Source organism: Mesorhizobium sp. M2A.F.Ca.ET.039.01.1.1 (genome assembly GCF_003998035.1).
Lineage (GTDB): Bacteria > Pseudomonadota > Alphaproteobacteria > Rhizobiales > Rhizobiaceae > Mesorhizobium.
Genome location: NZ_RZRY01000585.1, coordinates 1 through 3,939 on the forward strand (window position 1 = coordinate 1; position 3,939 = coordinate 3,939).

The window sequence follows — 3,939 nt, forward strand, 5'->3', positions numbered from 1 at the left end:
GTCTTGGCTTCCTCGACGGTGATGACGCCTTCGTTGCCGACCTTTTCCATAGCCTCGGCCAGGAAACGTCCGATCTCGGCATCGCCATTGGCCGAGATGGTGCCGACCTGGGCGATCTCGTCGTTTCTGGTGATCTTGCGCGCATTGGTCTTGAGTTCGGCGACCACCGCATCCACCGATTTGTCGATGCCGCGTTTTAGATCCATCGGGTTCATGCCCGAGGCGACCGCCTTGGCGCCTTCGCGAACGATCGCTTGGGCAAGCACGGTGGCAGTCGTGGTGCCGTCGCCGGCGAGGTCGTTGGTCTTCGAGGCGACTTCGCGGACCATCTGGGCGCCCATATTCTCGAACTTGTCCTCAAGCTCGATCTCCTTGGCGACGGTGACGCCGTCCTTGGTGATGCGCGGGGCGCCGAACGACTTGTCGATGACGACGTTGCGGCCCTTGGGACCAAGCGTCACCTTCACCGCGTCGGCGAGGATGTTGACACCGCGCAGCATGCGCTCACGGGCGTCGGAATGGAATTTGACTTCCTTGGCGGCCATTGGATCACTCCTTGTCTAGGCAGCTTTCATTGACTGGGTTGCGGTTCGGTCGAAGCCCCGGTCAGGCGGCTTTCTTCAGCGTCGCGGCCTGCTCGATCACGCCCATCACGTCGCTTTCCTTCATGATGAGCAGATCCTCGCCGTTGAGCTTGATCTCGGTGCCCGACCACTTGCCGAACAGGATGCGGTCGCCGACCTTCACGTCGAGGGCCACGAGCTTGCCGCTCTCGTCGCGGGCGCCCGGGCCGACGGCGATGACTTCGCCTTCCTGCGGCTTTTCCTTGGCGGTGTCGGGGATGATGATGCCGCCGGCCGTCTTCTCTTCGGCCTCGATGCGGCGGACGAGCACGCGGTCATGCAGTGGACGGAACGTCATATCGTTCTCCTTCAGGACAAACGGATTGCGAGAGGTCCCTCCGCTCCGGACCGGGAGGACCGGAGCGGGGCTCGCGACCCTTTCGGCGTCGCGCGCATGTCGAGCTAATTTTGCCTTCTTCTACTTTCAAGGGGGTGCCAAAAAAATTTTGGCACTCTCGATCGTCGAGTGCTAGCGTGCTGAAAACATGAGGTAAATTGGGTCGCTCCGACAAAGGAAAGGCTTGAATTCGCGATTGAGCTGAACAAGATTATCGGCGCCCGGCAGCGCCGGACCGCTGAGAAATTTGGAACCCGAACCAAGGAGTTTTTGGAGACGGAGGACAGAAATGGACCGACAGACGCTCTCGCCGATCATTCCTTCCCTTGCTCCCGAAATATCAGACCTTTCGCTCGACCGGCTGCTGTCGCCGGCCAGCCATTTTCAGCACCCGCGGGATGTGCTGGAGGACGGCTCGCTCGACATATGGGAAAAGCGGGCGATCCTTTCGTCCTGGGCGTCCGACGCCTGCGCCGTGGAATCGATGCCGGCGCTGCGCCAGCCGCCGGGCGCCGAGCGGCCGGTCTCTTTCGACGACATCATGGATGCGCTGCGCCGGCTCGACGCAACCGTCCCGCCGCCCAGCGGCCCTGCCGATGACGACCACCGGCAGCTGGTCTACCGGCTGAGCGCGTGAGGGCGGAAGACAATGGTGAACGCGGTCAGCGCGGAAATCCGCTTGCAGCAGTCGGACGCTCGCGCAACGCTGGTCTTGGGCGGTCGATCGGGGGCGCCCGCATAGAGAAGATCCACACCAACCGAGCTTCTCTGTTCCGTCGCAAAGTCTTCGTATCCGCCATATGAATGATGCCAAGCGGCTCGATGAATGATGCCAAGCAGCTCGGTGCCTTCTCCCTTTTACAGCGGCGAATTTCAGCATCCATCGAGAGATGAAGTTAACATATGTTATGCCCGGCAGACGGATCACCTGGCAGCGGTTCCGCATAAGTTGCGACCGGCGATAACCTTAATTTCGGTTTCGGTTGCATAGGCTTCCCGAAAGGAAGGTAAAGGGCTAGATTAGCAATTCATTAAGTACGCGTGGGGCGTGAGTAAGGGATGTGTGGTGATGAATTTCAAGTCTCTGATCAAGCGGGCCGAGGACGTCGATAAGGAATTTCAGGAACTCCAATCGGATCTGGCGGAAGCATTCGAGGACGTTCTGAAGGATGATGAACAACCGCCGTCGGGAGACGATGCCGCTGCCGGTCAGGAACTCGTGGCAAGCGACGAGAATCCGCCGCCCGAAGAACAGCAGCCCGAGGCAGCGCCATCGCGGTTGACGCCCCATACCCAGACGCGGCTCGCCGCGCTGGAGGCCGTCGCCGGGCTTTTCCGCGATGGGCAGGGCCATCTGCAGGAGATCGAGGCGAAGCTGGCGGAGATCGCCACCGCGCATCACATGACGCGCGAGGTCCTCAACGTCTTCCATCGCGACGTGTTGCGCTCCAACGAGCTGGAGCTGGCAAATCTCGCTCTTACCGCCGAACACAAAACGCTTTCGGAACAATTGCTTGACGCCGCCCGCAAGCAGCGCGAGCGCGACGGCGCGGCCGAGGCCTGGCAACAGCGCGAGGCGAGCCTCGTCCAGGACCGCGAGCAGTTGCGCTCGGCGCTGGCGGCCGTGCGCCTGGAACTGGTGGAGATGAGCAATGAGAACGCCAGGCGCGAGACGGAGTTCGGTGAGATCGTCAAAGCCTTGACCGCTAAGACCGTCGAAGTCGACAGGCGCGGCGCCGAGAACAAGCTGCTGCGCGAGAAGCAGGTCGGCCTCACGGTCGACCTGGAGCAAGCGCAAAGACGCGAGGCTGAGGCCCGCCACAAGTTCGACGAGTTCGCGGCAACCCACGCCAGCGAAACCGCCCATATTGCCGAGCTGATGGCTCAGATCGGCAATCACGAAAAGGAAGAAACCCGGCTGCAGAAGGCGCTGGAGGCAACCCAGGCCAGGCTCGCCGAAACAGCCGAGGCGGCGCGGATCGCCGAAAGCGACAGCGCCGCCGAATTGGCGCGCAGCCAGGCCGAGATGCGTGGTTTGCGCGCCGAAATGCAGGAACTGCAGTCGCGCCTGGACAAGGTCTCGACCGACAATGGCGAAGCCTCGGCCGAAATCACCAGGCTCAAGGGGCAGTTGAACGATGCCGTCACCGAACGCCAGATCGCCGAGGAAAGGCTCGCCGTTCTCAGGGAAGAGAGCGAAGCCGACAAGAAGAATTTGTCGGAGGTCAGCACCAATCTCTCACAGCTTTCGTTGCAGCAGGCGTCCGAGCAGATCCAGCTCGATATCCAGAAGCAGGAATGCGAGGATCTGCACGCCGAGGTCGAAGCGCTCAATGCGCGCATCCGGGAATTGCTGCCTTACGAGCGGCTGCATCGGGTGACCGACGCAAGGTCGCGCAAGGATGCCGCGCCTCAGGCCAACGGGATCATCGCGGAAGCAGCGCGCCCGGCCGCGCGGCGTGTTCCGCGGCGGAACTTGCGAGCCAACGCGGGCTGAGAAAACCGCCGCGCCTGGAACTGCTGTGGCGGGCTACTTGCCCGTCATGCCGTCGGCAAGGTCCTGAGCTTGCTTGAGCAGCGCCGGGAAGGACGGATCGCCGGGCAGACGCTCAGCCATGCAGGCGCGGTAGTCGGCATCGCCCTTTTCCCAGGCGGCGTTGGCGGGATCGGAAGCCTGCGAGTCGTCCTGGTCCGAGCCCTCGTTGCCCTGCTGGGCTTTCTGCGCGGCGGCGTCGGCGGCTGCCCAGATCGAATCGCAGGCCGCGATCTTCGGCACGGCGGGGGAGGCGGGCGCCTCGGCGATCAGCGCTCGGTCACCTTTGACCACCGCCACCACGACATGCTGCTCGTAGATCGGCCCGACATCCTGCGTCCAGCCGCCGAGCCGGGCCACCACCATGTCGGCGCCGTCGGGCTTCTTCAGCGGAAAGTCGAGCGTGCCGGAGAAGGCGGCGTCGCTGCCGATGGCCTGGGTGTAGA

4 protein-coding genes and 1 pseudogene are annotated in these 3,939 nt (G+C 63.0%); 2 read left to right on the top strand and 3 right to left on the bottom strand.

All coding sequences use genetic code 11. The features are described from left to right. Together EOA24_RS29805 and groES are read right to left on the bottom strand one after the other, a co-directional pair. Nucleotides 1–545: TCP-1/cpn60 chaperonin family protein (locus EOA24_RS29805; protein WP_281059908.1), on the bottom strand; the 545-nt coding region annotated here is incomplete at its 3' end. Between the two features lie 61 nt (nucleotides 546–606). Continuing rightward, entirely contained in the window at nucleotides 607–921 is a 315-nt protein-coding gene (groES, locus tag EOA24_RS29810) for a co-chaperone GroES (protein WP_126078117.1), read from the bottom strand. A gap of 328 nt (nucleotides 922–1,249) precedes the next feature. Between groES and EOA24_RS29815 the strand changes: the two genes are divergently transcribed. Then, on the top strand, nucleotides 1,250–1,597 hold the full coding sequence (locus EOA24_RS29815) for a hypothetical protein (protein WP_126078116.1): 348 nt from the start codon (nucleotides 1,250–1,252) through the stop codon (nucleotides 1,595–1,597). A gap of 432 nt (nucleotides 1,598–2,029) precedes the next feature. Then, the gene (locus tag EOA24_RS29820) at nucleotides 2,030–3,457 is read left to right on the top strand and encodes a hypothetical protein (protein ID WP_126078115.1); all 1,428 of its coding nucleotides are present in this window, start codon (nucleotides 2,030–2,032) and stop codon (nucleotides 3,455–3,457) included. Between the two features lie 33 nt (nucleotides 3,458–3,490). Here EOA24_RS29820 and EOA24_RS41910 read toward each other — a convergent pair. Further along, nucleotides 3,491–3,939: pseudogene (locus EOA24_RS41910) on the bottom strand (hypothetical protein); the annotation flags it as partial.

Excerpts from the sequence above, each read along its gene's own strand:
- groES (WP_126078117.1), bottom strand. The coding sequence starts at position 921 with ATGACGTTCCGTCCACTGCATGACCGCGTGCTCGTCCGCCGCATCGAG.
- EOA24_RS29820 (WP_126078115.1), top strand. The coding sequence starts at position 2,030 with ATGAATTTCAAGTCTCTGATCAAGCGGGCCGAGGACGTCGATAAGGAA.
- EOA24_RS29815 (WP_126078116.1), top strand. The coding sequence starts at position 1,250 with ATGGACCGACAGACGCTCTCGCCGATCATTCCTTCCCTTGCTCCCGAA.